22 protein-coding genes and 1 pseudogene are annotated in these 23,219 nt (G+C 69.2%); 11 read left to right on the top strand and 12 right to left on the bottom strand.

The annotated features are described in order from the left end of the window. Positions 1–43 precede the first annotated feature (43 nt). The 7 genes from DT019_RS33960 to DT019_RS33930 are packed head-to-tail and all read right to left on the bottom strand — an operon-like array spanning position 44 to position 7,423. The gene (locus DT019_RS33960) at positions 44–1,165 is read right to left on the bottom strand and encodes a hypothetical protein (RefSeq protein ID WP_114040841.1); all 1,122 of its coding nucleotides are present in this window, start codon (positions 1,163–1,165) and stop codon (positions 44–46) included. Between the two features lie 49 nt (positions 1,166–1,214). Beyond that, on the bottom strand, positions 1,215–2,390 hold the full coding sequence (locus DT019_RS33955; protein WP_114040840.1) for a peptidogalycan biosysnthesis protein: 1,176 nt from the start codon (positions 2,388–2,390) through the stop codon (positions 1,215–1,217). A 56-nt stretch (positions 2,391–2,446) separates the two neighbouring features. After that, positions 2,447–3,022 (bottom strand): hypothetical protein, encoded by a 576-nt coding sequence (locus tag DT019_RS33950; protein WP_147267378.1) that lies wholly within the window; start codon positions 3,020–3,022, stop codon positions 2,447–2,449. Then, on the bottom strand, positions 2,998–3,804 hold the full coding sequence (locus DT019_RS33945) for an HAD family hydrolase (protein ID WP_114040838.1): 807 nt from the start codon (positions 3,802–3,804) through the stop codon (positions 2,998–3,000). Before DT019_RS33945 ends, DT019_RS33950 begins: the two co-directional genes overlap by 25 nt. A gap of 5 nt (positions 3,805–3,809) precedes the next feature. After that, complete coding sequence (locus tag DT019_RS33940; RefSeq protein WP_114040837.1) at positions 3,810–4,505, bottom strand: class I SAM-dependent methyltransferase; 696 nt, start codon at positions 4,503–4,505, stop codon at positions 3,810–3,812. A gap of 26 nt (positions 4,506–4,531) precedes the next feature. Continuing rightward, on the bottom strand, positions 4,532–6,400 hold the full coding sequence (locus DT019_RS33935) for a B12-binding domain-containing radical SAM protein (RefSeq protein WP_114040836.1): 1,869 nt from the start codon (positions 6,398–6,400) through the stop codon (positions 4,532–4,534). 24 nt (positions 6,401–6,424) lie between these two features. Next, positions 6,425–7,423: a thymidylate synthase gene (locus DT019_RS33930; protein WP_114040835.1), complete on the bottom strand. Its 999-nt coding sequence runs from the start codon at positions 7,421–7,423 to the stop codon at positions 6,425–6,427. Between the two features lie 294 nt (positions 7,424–7,717). On the opposite strand from DT019_RS33930, the gene DT019_RS33925 reads away from it, so the two are divergent. The 4 genes from DT019_RS33925 to DT019_RS33910 are packed head-to-tail and all read left to right on the top strand — an operon-like array spanning position 7,718 to position 10,965. Continuing rightward, a complete protein-coding gene (locus tag DT019_RS33925; RefSeq protein ID WP_147267377.1) occupies positions 7,718–8,500 on the top strand; it encodes a hypothetical protein in 783 nt (260 codons plus the stop codon). A gap of 4 nt (positions 8,501–8,504) precedes the next feature. Continuing rightward, on the top strand, positions 8,505–9,281 hold the full coding sequence (locus tag DT019_RS33920; RefSeq protein WP_114040833.1) for an energy-coupling factor transporter transmembrane component T family protein: 777 nt from the start codon (positions 8,505–8,507) through the stop codon (positions 9,279–9,281). Then, positions 9,278–10,150, top strand: coding sequence for an energy-coupling factor ABC transporter ATP-binding protein (locus DT019_RS33915; RefSeq protein ID WP_114040832.1), 873 nt, complete (start codon positions 9,278–9,280; stop codon positions 10,148–10,150). Before DT019_RS33920 ends, DT019_RS33915 begins: the two co-directional genes overlap by 4 nt. Further along, positions 10,147–10,965, top strand: coding sequence for an energy-coupling factor ABC transporter ATP-binding protein (locus DT019_RS33910; RefSeq protein WP_114040831.1), 819 nt, complete (start codon positions 10,147–10,149; stop codon positions 10,963–10,965). The genes DT019_RS33915 and DT019_RS33910 overlap by 4 nt, the downstream gene beginning before the upstream one ends. Positions 10,966–11,170: 205 nt before the next feature. Here DT019_RS33910 and DT019_RS39920 read toward each other — a convergent pair whose 3' ends face one another. Then, a complete protein-coding gene (locus DT019_RS39920; protein WP_189390169.1) occupies positions 11,171–11,437 on the bottom strand; it encodes a hypothetical protein in 267 nt (88 codons plus the stop codon). 592 nt (positions 11,438–12,029) lie between these two features. On the opposite strand from DT019_RS39920, the gene DT019_RS33895 reads away from it, so the two are divergent. From DT019_RS33895 to DT019_RS33875, 5 genes are all read left to right on the top strand, one after another. Next, positions 12,030–13,247, top strand: coding sequence for an MFS transporter (locus DT019_RS33895; RefSeq protein WP_114040828.1), 1,218 nt, complete (start codon positions 12,030–12,032; stop codon positions 13,245–13,247). Between the two features lie 163 nt (positions 13,248–13,410). Further along, positions 13,411–15,261, top strand: a complete 1,851-nt coding sequence (gene asnB / locus DT019_RS33890; RefSeq protein ID WP_114040827.1) for an asparagine synthase (glutamine-hydrolyzing) — start codon at positions 13,411–13,413, stop codon at positions 15,259–15,261. Between the two features lie 167 nt (positions 15,262–15,428). Next, positions 15,429–15,662, top strand: coding sequence for a hypothetical protein (locus DT019_RS33885; RefSeq protein ID WP_223279888.1), 234 nt, complete (start codon positions 15,429–15,431; stop codon positions 15,660–15,662). Continuing rightward, positions 15,649–17,046 carry an amidase gene (locus tag DT019_RS33880; RefSeq protein ID WP_114040826.1) on the top strand — a complete coding sequence of 466 codons (1,398 nt, stop codon included), beginning with the start codon at positions 15,649–15,651 and terminating at the stop codon, positions 17,044–17,046. Before DT019_RS33885 ends, DT019_RS33880 begins: the two co-directional genes overlap by 14 nt. A 204-nt stretch (positions 17,047–17,250) precedes the next feature. After that, positions 17,251–18,075: a thioesterase family protein gene (locus tag DT019_RS33875; protein ID WP_114040825.1), complete on the top strand. Its 825-nt coding sequence runs from the start codon at positions 17,251–17,253 to the stop codon at positions 18,073–18,075. A gap of 62 nt (positions 18,076–18,137) precedes the next feature. Here DT019_RS33875 and DT019_RS33870 read toward each other — a convergent pair whose 3' ends face one another. After that, the gene (locus tag DT019_RS33870; RefSeq protein WP_114040824.1) at positions 18,138–19,385 is read right to left on the bottom strand and encodes a cytochrome P450; all 1,248 of its coding nucleotides are present in this window, start codon (positions 19,383–19,385) and stop codon (positions 18,138–18,140) included. 92 nt (positions 19,386–19,477) lie between these two features. Here DT019_RS33870 and DT019_RS33865 point away from each other — a divergent pair, with 92 nt between their 5' ends. Continuing rightward, positions 19,478–20,437 carry a LysR family transcriptional regulator gene (locus tag DT019_RS33865; RefSeq protein WP_223279887.1) on the top strand — a complete coding sequence of 320 codons (960 nt, stop codon included), beginning with the start codon at positions 19,478–19,480 and terminating at the stop codon, positions 20,435–20,437. Between the two features lie 56 nt (positions 20,438–20,493). Next, the gene (locus DT019_RS33860; RefSeq protein ID WP_114040823.1) at positions 20,494–21,036 is read left to right on the top strand and encodes a winged helix-turn-helix transcriptional regulator; all 543 of its coding nucleotides are present in this window, start codon (positions 20,494–20,496) and stop codon (positions 21,034–21,036) included. Here DT019_RS33860 and serA read toward each other — a convergent pair. From serA to DT019_RS33845, 3 genes and pseudogenes are all read right to left on the bottom strand, one after another. Beyond that, positions 21,006–22,613 (bottom strand): phosphoglycerate dehydrogenase, encoded by a 1,608-nt coding sequence (gene serA, locus DT019_RS33855; protein WP_114040822.1) that lies wholly within the window; start codon positions 22,611–22,613, stop codon positions 21,006–21,008. The two genes, DT019_RS33860 and serA, sit on opposite strands and share 31 nt — an antisense overlap. A 95-nt stretch (positions 22,614–22,708) precedes the next feature. Further along, on the bottom strand, positions 22,709–23,032 hold the full coding sequence (gene fdxA / locus DT019_RS33850; protein ID WP_114040821.1) for a ferredoxin: 324 nt from the start codon (positions 23,030–23,032) through the stop codon (positions 22,709–22,711). After that, positions 23,029–23,219: pseudogene (locus DT019_RS33845) on the bottom strand (hypothetical protein); the annotation flags it as partial. The gene fdxA and the pseudogene DT019_RS33845, both read right to left, overlap by 4 nt.

The raw sequence follows: 23,219 nt of genomic DNA, 5'->3' as shown, positions 1-23,219 counted from the left end.
CTCGCCACACGATCCCGGGCGCAGGGCACACCCGGCGCACCGCCTACAGCGGGGTGACCGCGGCGTCCAGGTCCCACTCGGCGCTGTCCATCCCACCGTCCGCCTCGGCCCGCACGGCGTCCGCCAGCGCCTGGTCCTTCGCGGCATCGCGGGAGAGCCCCGCGCCTTCGACGAGCGGCAGGGGCAGCACGGCCGCCCAGACCGGATGGAGGCTCGCCCCCCGCCGCACCTTCGCCTCCACCGCCGAGAGGCCCAGATGCAGGGCGGTCTGCCCATGCCGCTCCATGTGCCGCAGCGGTCCGTAGTACACGGCGTTGAAGTACTCGTACGCGTTGCGGGTCCGGGTGTAGTCGAAACCCGCCACCCGCGCATAGAGCATGTCCCGCCACGCGAACGACACGTGTCCGCCGACGAGGTGGCCCTCGTCGTCGACGCACCGGAACACCGTGCTCACGTCATCCAGGTACTTGGCCTGGACGGTGAGAAAGGTCCGGATCTCCTCCTGGTCGAGTGAGGCCTCGTACCGGTCCATGGTCTGCCCGATCAGGGGCGCGAGTTCGTCCACGCAGGCGGAGAGCGGCGCGGTGCGCAGGTGCAGGCCGGCCTTCTCGAACTTGCGGACCTCGTAGTCGCGTTTGCGCACGTTGCGGCCCAGGAGCTGCCGGTACGTCTCGAAGGTGCCGCCGTCGTTGTGCACCACCGCCTCGGCGCTGCGCAGTTCGGCCCGCACGGGGAAGAGCCCGGACAGCAGCCGCAGGCTGTCCGTGGTGAGGAAGTCGAACAGCAGGGCGTCGTGCCCCAGGCGCGCCGCCTGATCGGCCACGGCCCGTATGGCCTCGGCCAGCGCCTGCCGGGCTGCCTCTCCGTCGCCGGAGACGAGGAACTCGTTGTGGTAGCCGGTGCGCGTACCGACCCGCAGCACGCTGTGGTCTGCCGCCACCGCGGGCAGGGCCGGTGCGTTCTGCGGCGGGAAGTCGTAGGCGCACGCCGCGGCCGACAGCCTGCCGCCGTCCTCGACGACCGTGTAGTGGGCCGTCGCGAAGTCCGGGCGTTCCTGCCCCCTGAGCCAACCGTGGCTCTGGTAGAAGCAGGAAGCCGGGACCAGGGCGTCCCACGCGTCCCGCTCGATGTCGGCGATGGACGATGTCTGCCTCACCTCGGCCATGCGTAGGCCCCCTTCTCACACCAGCGGAACCACCCGGTCGTGCACTTGCTCACAGCAGCCAGTCCTCCGTGTTCAGGCCGCCGACCACGTACTGCCCGTATTCGGCCCCGAAGGCCTCCGCCTCCGTCCGGTTGCGGCCGCGGACGGCGTCGGCGTCCGCCATCAGGGGCTGGTCCACGCCCACCAGCACCGTGTACAGCGGGTTGGGCTGGGCGCCCCGGGCCAGTTTGGCCTGGAAGGTGCCCAGTCCGAGGTGGATGGCACGGGTCGAGAGCCCCACCCCCTGGGCGATGGGGTGGTAGAAGACGAGGTTGAAGTAGTCGGCCATGTTGGGGAAGCTGTAGTCGAATCCCGCGACCCGGGCCCACAACATGTCCCGCTGCCGGTAACGGAGCGCGAAGCCGACGGGCCTGCCCTCGTCCTCGTTCAGCAGCAGGGTGCTCACATCGCCCAGATGCCTGCCCTGCCGGCCGTAGACCTCCCTGGCCTTCTCGACGCCGTAGGCATGGCCGTGCTTGCGCATCAGCGCGCTGTTCAGGGGCGCGATGGTGTCGACGACCTCCGGCAGCGGGACCTCGCGGATGGTCCGGCCGCTGGCCTTGAAGTTGCGCACTTCGCGGCGGGCACGCGGGCGCCGTCCGGCGGGCAGCCAGGCGTAGTACTCGTCCAGGTCCCGCCACTGGCCGATCGGCAGCAGCGTCTCCACGTCGTGGTACAGCACGACCGTGTCGTCGCAACCGTGGGCCCGCGCGATGTCCAGGGCGTCCTCCCGGGGGAGGTAGTAGTAGGCCAGCACCGAGGCCTCGGCCTCCTTGGCGAAGCCCAGCATCTCGGCGGCCAGGCCCTCCAGGGCCGCGGCTCGCTGCTCCGGCGTCGCCTCCGGCCGGTGCACGAACTGCCCCCGGAACTCCGACCAGCCCGCGCCGATGGCCAGCGGCCGGGAGGCGAGATGGGTGTGGCGTTCCTGGCTGATGAGGCCCTGCAGCAGGTCCGCCGGGGTGTACAGCCCGTGCGGTGGTGCCGCGAACGTGTAGGCCTCCAGGCCCGACGTGGCGACGCCCGCGGCGTCGTAGGCGATGAAACGGCGGCCGCGGGCTCCGTCGGGGAGCTCCTCCTGGCGGACGGCTTGGAAGCCGGCCGTCGAGTAGATGGTGGATCCGAGCGTGAGCGAGTCCCAGTCCTGGACGGGGAGATCGCTGACGGCATCGTAGGGACGGACATCCATGGGCAACTCCAGGCTTTCGTACGGCGTAACGGGTCGGCACCGGCATCACTGCCTCGTCATGTGATCCTTCCGACCAGTGACCGTACATCGGTCCCGCGGAATCGGATGAGCCGGATTCCGGTACCGGTGAGGCGGGTGAACAGCGCCTCGTTGGCGCGCCGTTGTGGTGTCCGTACCTTCAGCGCGTACCAGAGGATCGACCTCGGGCCGATCACCGTCCACAGGGTTTCGCGGGTGCCGCCGTACAGCTCCTCCCGGCGGATCCAACGACGCAGCGTGCGGCGCAGCAGTCGCGGCCACGCCACATGCAGCGGGGGGTCGACCCAGATCAGGCAGTCGCTCGTGCCCGCGTACGCGTCGACCGCGGCGGGGAACTGGCCGTCGACCACCCACCGCTCACCCCGCAGCTCCGCCCCGACCCCGGCCACGAAGTCGGCTTCGGGCACCGGCGTCCATGCGGGGCCCCAGAAGTGCGTGTCCAGGGATACGCAGGTCAGGCCCCGGGCCTTCGCGAGATGCGCCGCGAGGGTCGACTTGCCGCACCCGGGGCCGCCGACGATCCAGATCCTGTCCGGCGGCCCTCCGGCGGGGGCCTGGCCTCCGCCGGTTACAGCAGGTTTCTTTCCAGCCACTGGGCCACGCCTTCCTCGTCGTGCGTCTCTGTCACTTCGGTCGCGGCGGCGAGCACCTGCGGCGTCGCGTTGGCCACGGCCACCCCGGTGCCGGCCGCGGCCAGCATGTCGAGGTCGTTGGGTGCGTCGCCGAAGGCGATCACGTCGTCCCAGTGTCTTCGCTGCCGCGCCAGGTACCAGGACATGGCGGAGCACTTGTCGGCCCCGGGCGCCGATACCTCGATGAGGCCGGCGTCCGACGACGTCCACCGCAGACCGCTCCCGCCGATGCCCGACAGAGCGGCCTGTGTTGGCGTGCCGTACGCCATGAGGCAGAGCACCTCCTCGTCGCCGGGCAGGTCCTCGACCTGCCGCGCCCGGCTGTCCGCGCTGCCCAGGACGGGCGGCCAGCCGGGTCCGAGCAGGCGCCCGGAGATCCGGTCGGCCGCCCAGGGAAGCGGGTCAAGCAGCCGGGCCGCCGAGCGTGCCTGCACGGCGGACATCACGCGGACCCGATCCGGGCGCGGGTCCTGGAAGCCGCCCGCCACCGCGCCGTTGGAGGAGAGCAGCACGGCGTCGATCCCCTCCAGGGAGCGCAGCACCTGCCGCGCTGACCAGGCCGGCCTCGCGGTGGCGAACACGATCCGCACGCCGAGTTCCGCGACCGCCGACAGCGCTGCCACGGTACGCGCGCCGACGGTCCCGTCCGAGCGCAGCAGCGTCTTGTCGAGGTCGGTGACGACGGCGGCAGGGTGGGCACCCGCGCGCCTGTGTGGGTGCCCCGTGTTGCTTCGGTGTGCCATGGGTGTCAGGGAGTAGGTGTGGCGTAGCGCGGTCCGGGCATGCGGTGCACGATGGCGGCCGCGTAGCGGTGGAAGTGCCACTGCTCGTACCCGAGGTGGCTCTCGCCCCGGATGCCGAGGTCGGCGTTCTCGAAGGTCTGCCAGCCGGGCCGTTCGATGATGGCGTCCATCTCCTCGCGCGGCGGGTAGTAACCGCACTGCCGCTCTTCGTCGTTCATCGCGATCAGGTATTCGCCGAAGAAGATGCCGCCGGGCGCGACCATGTCCATCGCATGGTGGATGAGGGCCTGCAGGGAGTGGGCGCGGTTGGGGTCCATGGACCACAGGCCGCTGCCCATGACGAGCTGGAAGTCGCCCTCGGCGGGCAGGGTCATGTAGTCCTGCTCGACGATGGTGCAGCGCTCTTCGAGGCCCTCGGCCTTCAGCCGCTCACGCAGGCCCACCACCTCGTGGTGCCCGTCGACGAGATCGAACTCGCCGCCGTCGAGGAAGAGTTCGTCCGTCTCCACCCCCACGACCTCCCAGCCCGCGCGCAGCAGCGGAAGGGCGAACTTGCCGTCCGAGGCGCCGAGCACACAGGCCCGGGGGCGGACCCGGCGGGCGTACTCCCCCAGCGGGATGTAGCGCGCGAGAGCCGGGAAGTAGGAGTAGTACGGGCCCCAGTAGGTCTGCTCTTCGACGTCCAGCGTGTTGCCTCTCACGATGTTCCTTCCTGTGGGGCGCGCACTCACGCGCCGACCGAAGCCACCGATTCGGCGGCGCTGTTGCGGGTACTGCCCCATCGCTTCTCGGATGCCTCGTGGATGTACCAGATGTCGTCCTCGTCGAGGAGCTTCGAGACGACCTCTGGGTAGGCTTCTTCGAAGTAGGTGTAGGGGGGCCGGTTGTCCTTGCGCGAGTGGTAGTCGAGCCGGTCCTGTCCGTGCGCCGCCGTGATGGCCGTGCCGGGGTGGTAGGTGAGGATGTTGGGACTGGCCATGATGAGGAGGTCGTCGTCGATGAGCCGGCCGATCTCCTCGATCGTCTCCTCGATGGTGTCCCTGTCCTCCCCGTCCAGGCCGAACAGGACGGAGCTGCCCACTCTGATGCCATGGCCCTTGATGAGTTCCAGCGCCTCACGCACCTTGCTCACCCAAGCCTCGGGGTTGCGGCGCAGGAGGTTCTTGCCGACGTGACGCATCACGCGTTGGGCCATGCTCTCGATGCCGATGTAGATGTAGGTGCAGCCGTTCTCGCGCATGAGGTCGAGTGCCGCGTGGACCTCGTCGGTCTTGGCCCGGTTGAGGACGACGTCCACGGTCAGCTGCGCGCCCCATTCGAAGGGCGTCCCGTCGGTGCGTTCGGCCCGGACCGCCGCGAGGTCGTGGCAGAAGTCGGTGATGGCCTTCCAGTTGCCTCCCCAGAAGACCGGGTCGTCGAAGAAGGCGGCTTCCGCGCCCCACGAGATGAGCTGGTCGATGCGCCGGGCCACGTGCTCGGTCTCGGTGACGGCGAACCGCGTGGGCCGCTGGGAGACCTGGATGCTCTCGGAGCAGAAGGTGCACTTGAACGGGCAGGCGTCGAGCGTCATCACATGGGCGGTGCGGCTGCCGATCGGCGAGCTGCCCGCCCGGGTGAAGATGCCGAATCGGGCCCGCACGGAGAACGCCTCGTAGGGCGAGGGCAGTTGGGCCGAGGTCAGACGCTCGCCCCGCACCGGGACGACGACTGCGCCTTCCCGGGTCAGGCCCACGATGCTCCCGGAACCGCGGGGGCCGTCCTCGTGCGCCGCGACCAGGGGCAGCGCCTCCAGTACGTCCTCGACACGCGTGGGGCCGAAGCCCGGGGTGACGACGAGGGCGAGGGCACGCATCAGGAGGTCCAGCAGCGGGGATCCGTCCCCCGCCACGACGAAGTCCACGGCCGGGCGGGCCCGTCCGTCTTGGATGACCTGGACGGTGCTGCTCCAGGACAGGTCCACGCTCGCGGTCGCGTGCTGGTAGCGGACGGTCTCGTCGGCGTGCCGGCCTCCGATGACCACCACGCAGTGCGGCGCGTGCTCCTTGGCGAGTTCGGCCATCTCCAGCGCGTAACGGTGCCCTGCCGAGACCGAACTGAGGAGCAGCACCTTGGGCTGGAGCGCGCGTACTTCGGTGATGAAGGCGTCGCGGGCGAGGTCGTCCCAGATGCGCGGGTCGAAGACGTGGCCGTCCGTGGTGGGGTTGTCCGCGATGAGGGTGGACCGGGGTCCGTCCTCGGCGCGGCGGTAGCGGGCGTCGGGGTAGCGGCCCCAGTCGGGAGCCACGTCGTCGAGGGAGGGTTCGTCGGCGAGCCCCGCTTCGAAGCGTGCGACGGAGTGCATGACGGTGAGGGAGAGCGCGGCGTAGAGGCACATGGGGTCGCCGGGATAGGCGATCTCCCCACCTCTGCTGGTGGCGACGGGAACCAGCGCCGCCATGACCGGGAAGCGGTAGCGGTCGGTGTGGGGGTGGGAAACGTTGTCGGGGGCCCGGTCGAAGAGCTCACGCCTGTGGGCTATGCGATCGGCCAGGGCTTTCCGGGCCGCTGCCCGATCGGGGCCGCGGGACTCCAGGGGCGGGCGGATCGTGAGGGTCACTGGTGACTCCCTGTTCTCGGGGAATCAGATCGCGGCGATCAGCTGGGCCACGGTCTCGTCGGTCGCGTGGCTGGTCACGAGCGACGAGGCGTCGTTGAGCTTGCGATAGGCGTGCGTGGCCAGGCAGGCGCGGGCGACATCGGCGAAGTCGGTGTTGGCCTTGGTGCCGGCGATCTCGTCCACGGTCGCGACATCGCCGGCCTCGGCGGCGGTACGCAGCCGCAGCTCGAAGTCGATGAGTTCCCTGGCCGTTTCACGGGCTCCGTCGGGCGTGGCGGGGAAGGCGGGAAGGGTTCCCGCCCGGACGGGACCGTCCACCACCTTCTGGGCGAGGGGCAGTTCGTTGTCGTAGAAGTGGAACGTGCCGCACTGGTGGATGTACGGGCCTGCGGGAACGCCCAGCAGGCCCGCGGCGTACTGCTGCATGCCCATGAAGAGGAAGGCGTCGTAGGGCAGGACGGTGAGTGCCTGCTGCGCCCGCATGACGGTGAGCCAGGTGAGTGCGCCGTCGCGCAGGAACAGATGCACGCCCACCGCGCACGGGTATTCCCTGGACTGACGGAAGTTGTCCTCGGGTTCGAGGACCAGGGCGAACGCGCGGCGGTGGGCCGGGTCGCGTTCGATGCGGCCGACCACCTCGGCGAGCTGGTTGCCGTTGGCGGTGACAAGGCGGTGGCCGAAGGCGCCGCTGAGCGTGTGCTGGTCGTCCGAGTACTCGTGGGCGCCGCGACGGTAGTAGGCCGGTGTGCCCACGTCGTTGCGGCCGTCGAGCGACCAGGCGAGCAGCCCGAAGCAGTACGAGAGGTTCACCGGCAGGTGCGGGGATACGGCCAGACAGGACGTGGGGTCGTCGATGGTGCTCTGATGGGCAATCAGTTCGCGGTAGGGGCGGTCGTTGCGCCCGAAGTCCGATGCCTTGGAGAGAGGGTCCTGTACGGACGGAACATTTTTGCCCGTATCCAGGAGTTCTTGCAGTCCGGCGGTGTAGGAATCCGCGAAAGAACGGTGGTTGGCCACTGCCATTTCCCCCTGCACGTCTTTGCGTGAGTCTTTACTTTGAGCCAATTCGGACAAAGCAACGCCTCATGATCGTTAGGTTCACGGCGATCCCACACCAGCCAGGATGGCTTGTCAACAGGTTGCCGGTTGACGCCCATTGTGGTGGTGTCCTCCGAGGCCGACCACAACAGGTGGGCCCACCAATGGTGTTGACATCTACTGATGAGCGACTGCTAGTGTCCGCCACCGAAAATCCCGGTGTTGCCTCACGAGCGGGGAATGAGGTCGAGCGTGGCTGGTTCCGGACATTCAGGTCCGTTGAAACTGTCCGAAAGTTGGCGCTTAGGGCTGGGCGCCGCCGTTGTGTTCACCACCTACGCCGGCCTGATCGTGGCCCGGCCCACCTCGGAGCACGGGGTGGGCGGCCCGGCAGCGCTCCTCGCGCTCATCGGCTACACACTCGGCGCCATGCTGATCGTGTCCGGAGCCGTCGGCCGTCTGCCCACCACGACCGTGGCCCTGCTGCCGGTGGCGGTCACGGTGAACATCGTCATGGGCAAGGTCGTCTACTTCAGCGGGCTCCCCCTGCAGCTCGACTCCATCGGAACCGTGCTGGTGGGAATGCTCGCCGGCCCGGCGGCAGGGGCCGCCACGGGGGCTCTGGCCAGCGTCGTCGTCGGCATGACGATCACTCCGGGGGCCTTGCCCTATGCCGTGACAGCAGCCATGATCGGCTTCACGGCGGGCATGTTCGCCCGCATCGGCCTCTTCCGCCGGGTGCCCACGGCCCTCCTGGCGGGCGGGCTCACAGGCGTCGTGGCCGGGGTCATCTCCGCCCCCATCACGGCCTTCGTCTTCGGCAACGCCAGTGGATCCGTCGGGCAGTCCGCGCTCATCGCCACCTTCCAGGCCTTCGGCAACGGCATGCTCAAAGCGGCCACCCTGCAGGGGCTCGTGGCCGATCCACTGGACAAGGCCCTGACGGTGGCGCTCGCGATGGCGATCGTGAAAGGGCTGCCACCGGGATTCATGCACCGATTCCCCTTCGTTCGGCGCCATCGACCCCTGGCGCAACGGCCCGACTTGACCAGGGCGGTGTGAAACGGTGCACGAGACCATGGGCACCGTCCCTTCATCAAGAATTCACCGGCTCAACCCCCTGACGAAGCTCACCTTTGCTGTCACGACGACCATTTGCGCTTTCGCAGTCGTCGATTACTGGTGGCCGCTGCTGATTTTCTGCGTCGTTCTCGTACCAGTGTCGATTGCCGCCGGAGTTCTCCGCCGTTTCTCGCTCATGCTCATGGCACTGTGGATTCCAGTGGCTGTCGCCGTGTTCCTCATTCAGGGATTCTTCTTCCCCGAGGCGCACCACGTGATTGCCGACTTCGGGCCCCTGCAACTCAAGGCGGAGGGCGTCGAATTCGCGGTGCAGACCGCCTTGCACATCGCCGTCATGATGGGCGGATTCTTCCTCCTGCTCCTCACCACACACCCGGGCTCACTGATGAGCACGATGAGCGAGCGGGGCATCTCACCGAGCATCGTGTACATCGTGGCCGCCGCGCTGCAGATCGTGCCCACCCTCAACCGCCGCGCGACCAGCATCCTGCATGCGCAGCAGGCGCGCGGGCAGCGGATCAAGGGCCTGTACGGCAGGGTGCGCGCCCTGGTGCCGCTCATCGGTCCCCTGGTTCTCGGCGCCTTCACCGACGTGAGCGAACGCGCGGCGGCCATGGAAACCCGCGGCTTCGGCGCGACCGGCCGGCCCACCAGCCTGGTCGCCATGGCCGACAGCACGGCGCAACGTCTGTCGCGCGCCGTCATGATGCTCTGCGCGGCGGGCGCGGTCACCGTCAATGTATGGGGCGTAGTGCGATGATCAATATCAAGGACTTCTCCTTCACCTATCCCACGAGCACCGTTCCGGCGTTGAGCGATCTCGATCTCGATGTGCCGAGCGGAGAACTGTGCGTCGTACTCGGGGCCGGCGGCGCGGGCAAGAGCACTCTGGCTGGAGTGATCAGCGGCACCATTCCCCACCTCACCGGCGGAACCGCCTCCGGAGCGGTCCAGGTCAATGAAACGACCGTGGCGAACGAGGACACCGCCCATTTGGCGGCGCACGTCGGACTCGTCATGCAGAACCCGTTCAACCAGATCTCCGGCGCCCGGTTCACCGTGCGGGAAGAACTGGCCTTCGGCCTGGAGAATCTGGGCGTTCCTCGCGCGGAGATGAACGAGCGGGTGAACGCCGTCATGGACGAGCTCCGCCTCACCCACCTGCGCGACCGCTCCCCCTTCCAGCTCTCAGGGGGCCAGCAGCAGCTTCTGGCCATCGGCTCCGTACTCGTCATGCGGCCCGCGGTCGTGGCCCTGGACGAACCCACCTCCCAACTCGACGCCGCCGGATGCGACTTGGTGTTCACCGCCCTCTCCACGCTCAGGCAGCGGGGCATCACCGTCCTGCTGGCGGAACAGCGGGTGGAGCGCGTCGCGCGTGAGGCGGACCGCGTGGTGGTCCTGGAGAAGGGCAGGGTGGTGGCCACCGGCACCCCGGACGAGGTGCTGGCCCGGGAGGAACTGGAGTCCTGGGGCATCGCACCGCTGCGCTACACCATCGCGGCGCGGCGTGCCGCGGAACGCCACCGGTGGCCCACCGGCCGGCCGCTGCCCGTCACGCTCGACAGCGCCGCCGAGGGATTCGGCGGGATGACCAGCATCGTCACGGCAGGAGGCGCCACCGCATGACCCTGCGCATCCAGTCGCTGGTCTTCCGCTACCCCAACGGCACGACCGCGCTCGACGGCGTCTCCTTGTCGATCGCCGCCGGAGAACGCGTGGCCGTCATCGGGCCCAACGGAGCGGGCAAGAGCACTCTGGCCCGGCACCTCATCGGTATCGAGCGGCCGACTTCGGGCAGCATCGAGATCGACGGCCGCAGCACGGAGGGGCTCAGCATCGCCGAACTGGCCGCGTCGGTCGGCTTCGTGTTCCAGAACCCGGACGACCAACTCCATGCGTCGACCGTGGCCAAGGAAGTCGCCTTCGGCCCACGCAACCTCGGCTTCCCGCCCGCACGCAGATCCCAGTTGGTGGAAGCCGCCCTGCGCCGCACAGGTCTGGCGGATCTTGCGGGCGCCCACCCCCACCACCTGTCCTTCGGAGAACGGAAGCGGATCGCGCTGGCATCGGTGCTGGCCATGGACACACCCATCGTCGTTCTCGACGAGCCGACGACCGGCCAGGACCACCGGTCGATCCAGCTCCTCGAGAACGTGGTCGATGACCTGTCCGCGCGTGGCCGGACCGTCGTGGCCATCACCCACGACATGGAGTTCTGTGCCGAGCACTTCGACCGTGTCATCGTCCTGGCCGGGGGCCGTGTGGAGTGGGACGGACCGACGGAGCGCTGGCTGGCGGGGACGGAGGATCCTGCGCGGTACGCCTACGAGCTGCCGCAGATGACCCGGCTCAGCCACCGACTGGGATGGCGGGAGCCGGTGGGAACGGTGGCGGCATTCCTCGACCGTCTGCCGCCGTCCACCGCAGGCGAGTCGGCGTAGTCCGGAAACGGCACGCGTCCAACTCGCAGTGGATCAAGCACCCTTGTCAGGGGCGGTCGGGAGAACGGGGCCCTGCGCCGGGCCCCGACCGCTCCGACGTTCGCCGCTACGTCGGCTGGTACCGGCACATCACCCTGGCCAAGCTCGCTCACGTCTTCCTCGCCGCGCTGACCGCGCAAGCAGCCGAAAAGGGGGATTCGGCCTGTCAGCCTTCCGCGGGCTCCAGTTCCGCTGCGGCAGGGTCCTTGTCCCGCGAGTAAGATCCGAAGCCGTCCTCGCTCAGCAGCTGGATGATGCGCTCCCACTCGGCAAGTTGGAAGTCCAGGCACTTCTGTTGCCAGTAGGACTCAAAACAGTGGAGGCTCCCCAGCCGCTTCCTCGCAGAGCGGATACGTGATTCCTCGATCACGGCATCCGCATGGCTCATCCCCGTAGCCCTCTCCTGAATCGCCTTCCGGGTCGAGTCGTCCAAGTGTTCAACCATACGAGTCCTTCCATAGTGCAGAGGTGTTCGCCCTTGCGCCTCAAGCCGAGGCCAACCAACTCCACGCACTCCCCCGCCTGCGGCACCCCCTTGCGTCTACCGGACAGTTCCGGGCGGCTTCCAGGAAGTGCTCCCCTGCCATGCGGTGCGCAGCGCCGAGGAAGGGGCATCGACATGCGTGAGCCAGTTCAGTTCGCGGCTCGTCCCTCCGAGCAGATCTCGATCGTGTCAGCTGCCATGTCTCCTCGCTGGCAGCATTTCGACAGCACCCACCCGACTCCGAACACCCCGTCCAGGGTCTGCGCCGGCTCCGTCCCCTTCGTCGACTTGGCGAAGTCGCCAGCGGATCGAGGTGCGCGAGCCGGTGGCACCGGCGGCCCCAGGGGTGCCCCCATGTCATCACGTATACGCCTCTGACCTGCGGAGATGTTCAATTTTCGGCCGCCAGCGGGTGCATCGCGAGAATGCGACATCACCCGGGATGGCTGTTGTCCGTGTCGAGAATCTGCCAGAAGCTGGCTGCCGTCCCTGCTGGACTAGTGATCACACTCCATGTGATGCCCAACACAGGACGGGATTCATGTCCACAGCAACCACCTCCGTCGAAGCCTCAGCGGCACCGACCCTCCGCTCCCCTCTGGTCTCGTGGCTGGCCGTGACCTCGGTGATGATGGGGATCTTCGCGATCGTCACCACCGAAATCCTCCCCATCGGTCTGCTGACGTCGATCGGGTCCAGCTTCACCATCTCGGACGGAATGGCCGGGCTGATGATGACCATGCCCGGTTTCCTCGCCGCGATCTCCGCGCCGGTGGTGACCGTGGCCACCGCGCGCATCGACCGGCGGGTGATGCTCGGTGCGTTCATCCTGATCCTCGCCCTGGCCAACTTCCTGGCCGCGATGGCGTCGAGCTACTGGATGATCCTGATCTCGCGGGTGATGGTCGGCATCACCATCGGCGGGTTCTGGTCCATCGGTGCCGGGCTGGCCGGCCGGCTCGTACCGGCGGAACAGGTGGGCCGGGCCACCTCGGTGATCTTCTCGGCGGTGCCTCTCGGCTCGGTGCTCGGCGTCCCGCTCGGCACGTTCATCGGGGACATCGCGGGCTGGCGGACGACGTTCCTCGTCATGGGTGTCTTCACCATCGCGGTGTTCGCGATGCTGCTCCTGGTGGTGCCCCCACTCCCGGCCGTGCAGACCACCCGCCTGAACGTGCTCAGCGGCATGTTCCGGAGCATCAACACACGGTTCGCCCTGGTGCTCACCTTCCTGATCGTCCTGGCGCATTTCGGCACGTACACCTATGTCACCCCGTTCCTGGAGCAGGTGACCCATGTGAGCTCCGGACTCATCACGGTCTACCTGCTCATCTACGGAGTCGCGGGCATCGTCGGCAATTTCCTCGGCGGGTCCGCCGTGATCCGGTACCCGCGGGCCACCTTCGCGGCGGCCGCGGCGATGATCGCCTCCGTGACCCTGCTGCTGCCGGTGCTCGGCCGGTGGGACCTGGGCGCGGTGGCCCTGCTGATCGTCTGGGGCATCGCCTACGGCGCCGTGCCGGTCTGCTCGCAGACCTGGTTCGCCAAGGCCGCCCCTGACTCCCCTGAAGCCTCCTCCGTCGTGTTCACCGCGTCGTTCCAGGCCACCTTCTCCATCGGGGCGCTGATGGGCGGCATCGTCATCGACCACACCTCCCCCTCGACCGTCATGACGCTCGGCGGCTGTGCCGCCGTGCTGATGGTGTTCGCGGCCTGGTTCCACCACGCCAGGAAGATCTCGTTCCCCGAGTCCCCGTAGGGCCCGAACCGCCCTCTCCTGCATGGCCCGCCGCGGTCATCCCCCTTCGGCCGCGGCGGGCCGACCCCTGTGAACGGCCCATCCCCATACCTGTACCTGACTGCGGAGTGCCCGGAAGCCCGGTGCTCATCGTCGGCCTGTCGACCTAAGGAGAACGTCACACATGTGCGGCATTGCGGGTTGGATAGATTTCGGTCGCGACCTCACCCAGGCGCGCGCCACCGTCGACACCATGACTCAGACGATGGCCTGCCGCGGCCCGGACGACGAAGGCGTGTGGGTCAGCTCGCACGCCGCGATCGGCCACCGTCGCCTGTCGGTCATCGACCTCGAAGGCGGCCGTCAGCCGATGACCGCCGAGGAGGACGGACGTCTCCTCGCGGTCCTCACCTTCAGCGGCGAGGTCTACAACTACCGGGAGCTCAGGGCGGACCTCGTGTCGCGTGGGCACCGCTTCCGCACGCGGAGCGACACCGAGGTCGTGCTGCGGGGCTACCTGGAGTGGGGTGAGGGCGTCGTCGACAAGCTCAACGGCATGTTCGCCTTCGGCATCTGGGACGTACGCCGCGAGGAACTCCTCCTGGTGCGTGACCGGATGGGCGTGAAGCCCCTCTACTACTACCCGACGGCCGACGGCGTTCTCTTCGGCTCCGAGCCCAAGGTCATCCTGGCCAACCCGGAGATACCCCGCCGGGTTGACGCCAACGGCCTGCGGGAACTCCTCGACATGGTCAAGACACCCGAACACGCCATCTTCACCGGCATGCACGAGGTCCGCCCCGGCCACACCGTGCGGGTCCGCCGCGAGGGCCTGACCAAGCGCCGCTACTGGGCACTTGAGGCCAGGGAGCACACGGACTCCCTGGAGAAGACCATCGAGACGGTGCGGGACCTCCTGGAGGACACCGTCCAGCGGCAGCTCATCTCCGACGTGCCGCTGTGCAGCCTCCTGTCGGGCGGTCTCGACTCCTCGGCGGTGACCGCGCTGGCCGCCAAGGCACTGGCGGCCGAAGGGGCCGGGCCGGTGCGCTCGTTCTCCGTCGACTTCGTGGGCGCGGTCGAGAACTTCGTTCCTGACCCGCTGCGCAGTACGCCCGACGCCCCGTTCGTACGCGACCTCGCGGAGCACGTGGCGGCCGAGCACAAGGAGATCCTGCTCAACAGTGACGACCTGAGCGACCCGGGGGTGCGCGCCGCCGTGCTCGCCGCCACCGACCTGCCGCCCATGTGGTACGGCGACCTGTGGCCGTCGCTCTACCTGCTCTTCAAAGCGGTGCGCGAGCGGTCCACGGTGGCCCTGTCCGGCGAGTCGGCCGACGAACTCTTCGGCGGTTACAGCTGGTTCCACGACCCCGAGGTCCTGACCGCCGAGACGTTCCCCTGGCTGACCACCACCCCGGGCCCGTTCTACGACGGCACCCCCTTGTTCGACGGCAGCCTGCTCAACACCCTCGACATCCCCGGCTACCGGCGCTCCAGCTATGGCGACGCCATCGCCGAGGTGCCGGTTCTCGCGGGCGAGACCGGCCTTGAGAAGCGCATGCGCGAAATCAGTTACCTCAATCTGACCCGCTTCCTCAACACCCTCCTGGACCGCAAGGACCGGATGAGCATGGCGGTCGGCCTGGAGGTCCGGGTCCCCTTCTGCGACCACCGGCTGGTGGAGTACGTGTTCAACGCGCCGTGGGCCATGAAGACCTTCGACGGCCGCGAGAAGAGCCTGCTGCGCGCCGCGACCCGCGACGTGCTTCCGGAGTCCATCGTCAAGCGCGTCAAGGCCCCGTACCCCAGCACCCAGGACTCGGGCTACGAGAAGAAGCTCCGGGACCGGCTCGCCGAGGTCATCGGCAGCGGTAACGCGCCGATCCTGCCGCTCCTGGACCTGGAGAAGGTGCACGGCCGCCTCGACGGCAGCATCAGTACCGCCAGCACCCAGATCACCCGCATCGACCTGGAGGTGCCGCTCTGGCTGAACGCCTGGCTGGAGAAGTACGGCGTGACCGTGGACCTCTGAGCAGGCTCACCGGCACCTGATGTTCCGCGGCCCGGCCCCGGAACGTCCCTTTCTCCCGGCGGCCCTCGCATCCCCCGTAGGGGGCCGCCGGGTTCTTCGTCGCTCCTCCGCCACCCTGTCTCCTCTTCTGGTCGTCTGACCCTGTCCGGCTCGGAAAGGAACCTCCCATGGTGTCCTCGGAATGCTCCGGCTCATCGGAACCGGAAGGGGCCGTGGCCGCGGATGCCGGCCCCGCCGCCGCTCCGTTCGCGCTCCAGGTGGCCGAGTTCGCCGAGCGCCTGGGCGGCATTCTCGGTCGGCTGCGCACGCTCGATCTGGAAGGCGTCGCCCCCGCGGCCGCCTTCCGCGCCGCGGGCGAGTCGCCATCGGTGCGGCAGGAGTCGACCCATGCCGCCCTTTGAACTGACCCTGTCCGCGGCCGCCGAGGCGATCGCTCGCGGCGCGTTGTCACCCGTCGAACTCGTCGACTCGGTGCTGGAGCGGTGCGCCGCGGTCGAGGGACAGCTCAACGCGTACGTCACTGTGGTCGCCGACCGGGCCAGAGCGGCGGCCGCGCAGGCCGAGCGGGACATCCGGGCCGGCCGCCGCCTCGGCCCCCTGCACGGCATCCCTTACGGTCTCAAGGACCTCATCGACACGGCGGGCATCACCACCACCGCGGGCTCACGACTGTGGGAAGGGCGCGTGCCCACCGAGGACAGCACGGTCGCGGCACTGCTCTCGGCGGCCGGCGCAGTCCTCATCGGCAAGACGCACACCCACGAGTTCGCCTACGGCCTGCTCACCCCGCAGACCGCCAACCCCTGGGCGGCGCGGCACATCGCCGGCGGGTCCAGCGGGGGTTCGGCGGTCGCGGTGGCGGCCGGCTCGGCCCTGTTCGCGCTCGGCACGGACACCGGCGGCTCCATCCGCGTGCCGGCCGCACTCAACGGCGTGGTGGGCCTCAAGCCCACCTACGGGCTGGTCTCGCGGCACGGGGTGGCTCCCCTGTCGTGGTCCCTCGACCACGTCGGCCCGCTGGCCCGGACCGTCGAGGACGCGGCCCTGGTGTTCGACGCGCTGGCCCGCCACGACCCGCGCGACGGGGCCAGCATCGCGGCGCCACGCGCCGGTGCCCGGCCGCGTTCGGCCGACGACGGCTTGCGGGGGCTGCGGATCGGGGTGCCCGTGAACTACTACTTCGACCGTGTGGACCCCCAGGTCGAATCGGCCGTGCGCGGCGCCGTCGCCCGCCTGGAGAAGCTGGGCGCGACTCCCGTGGAGGTGCGTCTGCCCCTGGTCGCCCAGGTGGAGGCCACCCAGTGGGGCCTCATGGCACCCGAGGCATCCGCCGTCCACGAAGACTCCCTGAGCCGGACTCCCGGGCTCTACAGCCCCGATGTGCGGCTGCTCCTGGAGGCGGGCAGGAGGGTTCCGGCCCTCGACTACCTGCGCGCCCAGCGTTCCCGGACACTGATCAGGAACGCCTGGCTGCGACTGTTCGAGGACATCGACGTGATGGCCGCACCGTCCGCGCCCCTGACGGCCGCGTTGCGTGGCCAGACCCTGGTGCACTGGCCGGACGGAACCGCCGAGACGGTCACCGACGCCTACGTCAGGCTGTCGGCGCCCGCCAACGTCACCGGCTTCCCCGCTCTGTCCGTGCCCGCCGGCCAGGACGCCGACGGACTGCCCATCGGCATGCAGCTCATCGCCGGGCCCCTCGCCGAGTCGGTGCTGTTCCGCGTGGGCATCGCCTTCGAGCGCTCCCAGCACGCGGCCGGGACACTCGCACCCGTCGGCTAGTGCGGCGAAGGATCAACCATGTGCGTACGTGGCGGTACGGATCCACCCGCCGTCCCCCGCTGTGGTGCGCCAGGGCCAAGTCGCCTTTTCTCCAGGGGAGTTGGCGAAGTCGCACCGAGTGCGTCTGCTGCCGCGCTGATCCCGGGGCGGCACTGGAGGGGCCCTCTTGCCCGGCCGATGCCGCATGGTCTACAGATTTCCGCCATGAGCACTGAACCCGCTTGCGCCGCCCCCGCGTTTCCCGCGTCCTTCTACCGCGAGCTCGCCGACGGCTCCTTCGAGAGCACGTCGGCGACCGCGGGACCGTGGAGTCCCAAGACCCAGCACGCCGGTCCCCCGTCCGCCCTCGTGGGACGGGCCCTGGAACGACATGCGGCGCGGGCCGGGTCGAGGATCGTCCGGGTCACCGTGGAGCTGCTTCGCCCGGTGCCCGTCGCGGATCTGCGCGTGGAGGTGCGGACGGTGCGCGCCGGCGGCCGGGTCGAGCTCCTGGAGGGCGAGTTGACCGCCGACGGCGAGCCGGTGCTGTTGGCCCGTGCCTGGCGCATGGTGGCCAGCCCCGCCGCCACCCCTTCGCTGCGGCACAGCCCTCCCGCACCGCCGAAGCCCGCCCCGCAGGCGGCGCGGACCATGACGGGAGCGCATCTGGACGGCTATGTCTCCGCGATGGAGTGGCGGTTCCCGGACGGCCACAGCTTCGACTCCGTCGGCCCGGGCACCGTCTGGGCCCGCCAGCGCATCCCGCTGGTCGCCGGAGAGCGGGACTCTCCGCTGACCCGGGCGCTCACCCTGGCCGACAGCAGCTGGGCCGTCGCCTTCGAACTGGACCACCACGAGGGACTCGTCATCAACACCGACATCACGCTCGCCCTGCACCGCGCCCCGGTCGGCGAGTGGCTGTGCCTGCGCTCGGAGACCGCGGCCAGCCCCGCCGGGTCGGGCCTGGCGACGGGGCTCATGTACGACGAGACGGGCGACTGCGGCCGGGTCCTGCAGACCCTGCTCGTCACCGAGCGCAGGCCTGGATGACCGCTTGCCACCGGAGCGACGGGCAGTCTGCCGTCATCGCCCCGGTGACCAGACCCGGCGGCTCACTGCGGCCAGTCGACCAGCAACCTGCGGGGACCGCGGAACGAGACATTGGCCGGAAAGTCGAAGTCCTGGCCCTCGACCATCCGCATGTCCGGGGCCCGCTGGGCGAGCAGGTCGAGCGCGATCCGGGCCTCCATGCGAGCCAGCGGGGCGCCGATGCAGTAGTGGATGCCTTTGCCGAACGCGAGGTGGTGGCGGGCGTCGCCGCGGTGTATGTCGAAGGTCTCGGGGTCCTCGAAATGGTTCGGGTCCCGGTTCGCGGCCCCCAGCAGGATCAGCACCTTGGCCTCGGCGGGGATCTCCACGCCGCCGACGTCGACCGCGCGGGTGGTGATGCGCCGCCAGGCGGGAATGCTGCTGTCGAAGCGGAGGAGTTCCTCGATCGCCTTGGCGATGAGCGAGCGGTCCTGGCAGATCGCCGCCCACTGCTCGGGGTTGGCGAGGAGCTGGCGGATCGCGTTTCCGGTGAAGCTGGTCGTGGTCTCGTGACCGGCGAAGCTGAGCCCGTAGGCGACGTTGGTGATGTCGGCGAGCGACAGGGCGTCGGGGTCGGCCTGATGGATGCGGACGAGGTCACTGGTGAAGTCGTCGACCGGCTCGGCCGCGCGCTGGGCCACGAACTTCTCGCAGTACTCCCAGTAGTGCGTCATGTTGGTGGCGATCTCGCGCTGCTCGTCGCCGCTCGGCCGCCCCCAGCTGAACGCGATGCGGTTGCCGCACCAGCTCTTGAGCATGTCCATGTCCTCGTCGGGGAACCCGATGAAGGTGAAGATCATGTAGGCGGGCAGCGGATAGGTCAGTGCCGACACCAGGTCGACCCGGCCCGGCTCGATGGCGTCAACGAGCTCGGTGGCCTTCGCCCACACCTTCGGCTCCAGCGTCGCTATGCGGCGCGGAGAGAAGCCGGTCATGTTGTGCTTGCGGATGCGGGTGTGCCGCGGCGGGTCGCAGTCCGACATGACCGGGTAGGCGCGGAATCCGTCCTTCAGGATGCGCTGGGCCTCCTCCGACATGGGAAAGACCGGACGCTGGCCGACCGCCGCGGAAAAGGTTCCCGGGTCCTTGAGGACGGCCTCTATGTCGTCGTACCGGGTTATCACCCACATGTCGATCGCCTCGGCGTAGAACGCCGGAGCCTCTTCCCGTACCGCCGTGTGGATCGGATACGGATCTGCCACGTAGGAATCGCCGAGCGGATCGAAACCGTGATGGACCGGGCACTTCGCCGCCATATCGGTCGGTGTCATCGCGCAACCTCCTGGGCTTGGTTCCTCAAGTCTCGGACAAGCGGGGCCACTTGGAAACAACATAATCTTGAAGCGTGTTATAGAATCCATTAATGACCGACGGGATGAGCCTGCGTCAGCTGCACCATTTCGTGGCCTGCGCCGAGGCCGGCACCATGACCGGAGCCGCGCGTCGCCTCTACATTTCCCAGGGCGCCGTATCGGTGGCGATCTCCCAGCTCGAACGGCAATTGGGAGTTCAACTTCTGCTCCGGTCCAAGGCAAAGGGCCTCACCCTCACCGAAGCGGGCCGGCTGCTCCTTCCGCAGGCCCGCGCCCTGCTCGCACACGCCGAGGAACTGCGCACCGGAATGCGGGACATCGGGCAGGCCCCGGCCGGGCGCCTGGTGATCGGCTGCTTCACGACCCTTGCGCCGTTCCTGCTGCCGCGCCTCCTGGAGGAGTTCCAGGCCGCCCACCCCCGGGTGACCCTCGACTTCGTCGAGGGCTCCCTGACCGATCTCCAGCAGCTTCTCCTGGAGGGCGGCTGCGAACTGGCCGTGCTCTACGGGGTCGACATCCAGACCGGCATCGACTTCGACACCCTCTACGCGACCCAGCCGCACATACTGCTGCCACCTGCCCATCCGTTGACCGCCCATGACCGCGTACGGCTCACCGACCTCGCCGAACACGACATGATCATGCTCGATGTGCCGCCCAGCCTGCGGTACTTCAGCGATGTGCTGAGCTCGGCCGGGGTGACGCCGTCCATCCGGCACCGCACGGAGAGCTTCGAGATGGTCCGCAGTCTCGTCGCCCGGGGAGTCGGCTACTCCCTGCTCATCCAGCGCCCCACTCCGGACCTCAGCTATGAAGGCCGCACCCTGGCGGTGCGGCGGATCGAGGACGAGGTGCAACCCCTGTCGGTGGTGCTGGCCCGCCCGGCCGGGGTCCAACTCACCCGTAGGGCCGCCGCGTTCGCCACCTTCTGCCGGGTGATGTCGGCCGAGTACACCGATCCGGCCTGGGTCCCCGCGCCTGCGGGAGGCCCGGCCGACTTGGCGAAGTAACGTATTCCGCCCGGGAATTCGTTCCACCATGGAATACACGGGGTAAACCCTGGGGCATGACTCTCGGCAAGGATTACGATTACGCCGCACAGGAATGCCAGATCGCCCGCGCCCTGGAGATCATTGGCGAGCGCTGGACCCTCCTCGTGATGCGTGACGCCCTCTACGGGGTACGGCGCTTCAACCATTTTGCCGCACACCTGGGAATTCCCCGTGCCGTGCTCGCCATCCGGCTCCGCGCGCTGACCGAGGCCGGGCTGCTCGAAAAGTGCCCGTACCAGCAGAATCCGCCGCGCTACGAATATACGGTGACCGAGCGGGGCAGCGCCCTGTGGCCGGTCCTGCGATCCCTCGGACTCTGGGGTCGCGCATTCCTGCCGGGCACGCGCCCGATCCATACATTCCATCATGCCGACTGCGGAACGGAGTTGGGCTGGTACGGAGAATGCCCTCGGTGCGGCATACCCGTCGCGCCACGGGACGTGGAAACGCGGCCAGGTCCCGGCGCTCCTACATCGGAGCCCCAGGACCCGATCAGCCGCGAGCTGCGCGCGCCCCGGCTGCTGCTTCAGCCCTTCGGCACGGAGGAGCCGACGTGAACGGCCCGAGCGCCGAGCGCGTCGACGAGCGGGCGCAGGACCGGCGCGGGCACCGCGCTGTCGACGGTCATCGCTGCCATGGCTTCACCGGCATCGGAGCGCGCTATCTGCATGGCCTTGATGTTGACGCCCGCGTCGCCGAGGATCTGTCCAGCCTTCCCGATGGCGCCCGGCGCATCGGCGTACCAGAGGAACAGCATGCGGTCGGCGAGTTCCACGTCCACGTCGAAGTCGCCGACGGCCACGATCCGGTGCACATGCTTGCGGCCCGACAGAGCGCCCGAGACCGACACCGGCCTGCCGTCAGGCAGCACGCCGCGCAGCGTGAGGGTGTCGCGGCGGTCCAGGGCCTTCGGGCCGCTCGTGAAGTCCACGGTGATGTTCTGCCGGGCGGCGAGGAGCGGCGCGTTCACCACCGACACGGCCGTCGCCGCGCGGCCGGCGAGCATGCCCTTGAGAGCGAATGGCTCCAGGGCGCTCACATCGTGTCGAGCGAGGGCGCCGACGACCTCGATGCCGAGGGCTGTGATCGCGTGCCCGGCCAGCGCGGCGAACACGCCGCCCAGCTTCTCGGCGAGGGCCAGATACGGGTAGACCTCCGCGTCGACGGGACCGGCCTGGGCGTTCACGGCCTCCGGGACCAGTTCTCCCGCGAGGACCCGGCGCACCGAGCCGGCGACGGCGATGCCCGCCTTCTCCTGCGCCTCGATGGTGGAGGCGCCGAGGTGCGGGGTGACGACGACGTTGTCGAGGCCGAACAGCGGCGAGTCGGTGCACGGCTCGACCGCGAAGACGTCCAGCGCGGCCGCCGCGACCCGCCCGTCCTTGAGCGCGGCGGCCAGCGCCTCCTCGTCGACGATGCCGCCCCGCGCCGCGTTGACGATGCGTACCGAGGGTTTCATCCGGGCGAGCTCCGCGTCCCCGATGAGACCCATCGTTTCGGGGGACTTGGGCAAGTGCACGGTGAGGAAGTCGGCCGTCTCCAGGAGCTCGCCGAGCGGCAGCAGCCGTACTCCCGCCCGTGCCGCACGCTCCTCCTGGGCATAGGGGTCGTGGGCGACGACCCGCATGCCGAAGGCAGCCATGCGCTCGGCGACCAGCAGCCCGATGCGGCCGAGCCCGAGGATGCCGAGGGTCTTGTCGGCGAGCTCGACACCGGTGTATCTGGTGCGGTCCCACTCCCCGCTCTTGAGCGAAGCAGTGGCCTGCGGGATGTTGCGCGCCGTGGAGATCAGCAACCCGCAGGTGAGTTCGGCGGCCGTCACGATGTTGGAGGTCGGGGCGTTCACGACGAGTACTCCGGCCTGCGTGGCGGCCGGGACGTCGATGTTGTCCACTCCGACACCGGCTCGCGCCACCACGCGCAGGCGCCGCGCGGCGCCCAGCAGTTCGGCGTCCACCCGGGTGGCGCTGCGCACCAGGAGCGCGTCGGCGTCGGCCACGGCGGCGAGCAGCGCCGGGCGGTCCGTGCCGTCGCAGTGCCGGACGTCGAAGTCCGGCCCGAGGGCTACGACCGTGGCGGGCGAGAGTTCCTCGGCGATGAGGACAACGGGCAGGGAAACGGCAGCGGGGCTCATGATGGGCTCGATCCGTGCGAGGGCGGCCTGGGGGTTGTCGCGAAGACGTGGGTGAGAACGAGTACGCGGGTCGGCAGGCGCTCGGCGGCGCCCGCTCAGGCGTTGCTGCTGAGCGGCTCCGCGTCGACCACCGCGTGGTCGGCGGCGAGCACGGGGTGGTTGCGCGAGCTGCCGGGCGATCCCAGCTCGACGAACACCTCACGGTCCGCGGTGCGGTAGTCGAGCAGCGAGACGGGCAGGTCGCTCTCGTAAAAGATGGCCTCCACGGGGCAGACCGGCTCGCAGGCCCCGCAGTCGACGCACTCGTCCGGGTGGATGTACAGCTTGCGCAGGCCCTCGTAGATGCAGTCGACCGGGCACTCCTCGATGCAGGCCTTGTCCTTGATGTCCACACACGGCTGGGCTATGACGTAGGTCATGAGGTCTTCTCCGATGTCTGCCGGCTACCGAAGCGTCCGTTGATGACGGTCCAGGTGTCTTTGCCGGTGAGGAGGGTGGCGAGGTCGCCCTTGCCGTTCTGTTCGATGGCGGTGTCGAGTTGGTCGGCCATCAGGGTGTCGTAGACGGGGCGTTGTACGGAGCGGAAGACGCCGATGGGGGTGTGGT

Origin of the sequence: Streptomyces sp. SDr-06 (genome assembly GCF_003324565.1) — a bacterium.
Classification (GTDB): Bacteria; Actinomycetota; Actinomycetes; order Streptomycetales; family Streptomycetaceae; genus Streptomyces.
The sequence above is the reverse complement of the archived record's forward strand: the minus strand, read 5'-3'. Positions and strand labels throughout refer to the sequence as shown.

Bases quoted from the DNA above. Each gene is read 5' to 3' on its own strand.
- DT019_RS33885 (WP_223279888.1), top strand. From the start codon at position 15,429: ATGGTGTCCTCGGAATGCTCCGGCTCATCGGAACCGGAAGGGGCCGTG.
- DT019_RS33870 (WP_114040824.1), bottom strand. From the start codon at position 19,385: ATGACACCGACCGATATGGCGGCGAAGTGCCCGGTCCATCACGGTTTC.
- DT019_RS33915 (WP_114040832.1), top strand. From the start codon at position 9,278: ATGATCAATATCAAGGACTTCTCCTTCACCTATCCCACGAGCACCGTT.
- DT019_RS33860 (WP_114040823.1), top strand. From the start codon at position 20,494: ATGACTCTCGGCAAGGATTACGATTACGCCGCACAGGAATGCCAGATC.
- DT019_RS33895 (WP_114040828.1), top strand. From the start codon at position 12,030: ATGTCCACAGCAACCACCTCCGTCGAAGCCTCAGCGGCACCGACCCTC.
- DT019_RS33960 (WP_114040841.1), bottom strand. From the start codon at position 1,165: ATGGCCGAGGTGAGGCAGACATCGTCCATCGCCGACATCGAGCGGGAC.
- DT019_RS33930 (WP_114040835.1), bottom strand. From the start codon at position 7,423: ATGGCAGTGGCCAACCACCGTTCTTTCGCGGATTCCTACACCGCCGGA.
- DT019_RS33880 (WP_114040826.1), top strand. From the start codon at position 15,649: ATGCCGCCCTTTGAACTGACCCTGTCCGCGGCCGCCGAGGCGATCGCT.
- fdxA (WP_114040821.1), bottom strand. From the start codon at position 23,032: ATGACCTACGTCATAGCCCAGCCGTGTGTGGACATCAAGGACAAGGCC.
- DT019_RS33910 (WP_114040831.1), top strand. From the start codon at position 10,147: ATGACCCTGCGCATCCAGTCGCTGGTCTTCCGCTACCCCAACGGCACG.
- DT019_RS33875 (WP_114040825.1), top strand. From the start codon at position 17,251: ATGAGCACTGAACCCGCTTGCGCCGCCCCCGCGTTTCCCGCGTCCTTC.
- DT019_RS33955 (WP_114040840.1), bottom strand. From the start codon at position 2,390: ATGGATGTCCGTCCCTACGATGCCGTCAGCGATCTCCCCGTCCAGGAC.
- asnB (WP_114040827.1), top strand. From the start codon at position 13,411: ATGTGCGGCATTGCGGGTTGGATAGATTTCGGTCGCGACCTCACCCAG.
- serA (WP_114040822.1), bottom strand. From the start codon at position 22,613: ATGAGCCCCGCTGCCGTTTCCCTGCCCGTTGTCCTCATCGCCGAGGAA.
- DT019_RS33945 (WP_114040838.1), bottom strand. From the start codon at position 3,804: ATGGCACACCGAAGCAACACGGGGCACCCACACAGGCGCGCGGGTGCC.
- DT019_RS33865 (WP_223279887.1), top strand. From the start codon at position 19,478: ATGACCGACGGGATGAGCCTGCGTCAGCTGCACCATTTCGTGGCCTGC.